We start from the raw sequence: 243 nt of genomic DNA, 5'->3' as shown, positions 1-243 counted from the left end.
GCGCAGGCGCTGCATCACGCGCGCCATCGCTGCGCGTTCGGCAAGCCCTTGGCCGGGCATGCCCTGATGCGCAACGTGCTGGCCGACCTGGCGCTGGAGGCGGAGGCGGCGCTGGCGTTCTCGCTGCGCGTGGCGCGCGCGGTGGACGCGGCCGCGCATGATGCGGGCGAAGCGGCATTCGCCCGCATCGCCACCGCCGCCGGCAAGTACTGGATCTGCAAGCGTGCGCCGGCCTTCGTCAAC

General features: G+C 73.7%; 1 protein-coding gene. It reads left to right on the top strand.

Features of this window, described 5'->3' with window-relative positions; all coding sequences use genetic code 11:
* The coding region (locus CN925_RS16005; RefSeq protein WP_286138416.1) for an acyl-CoA dehydrogenase family protein at nucleotides 1-243 on the top strand (243 nt) is incomplete at both ends.

The sequence above is a fragment of the Bacillus sp. AFS055030 genome (assembly GCF_002574545.1).
Classification (GTDB): domain Bacteria; phylum Bacillota; class Bacilli; order Bacillales; family Bacillaceae_G; genus Gottfriedia.
This window is presented reverse-complemented; position numbering and strand designations above follow the sequence as displayed.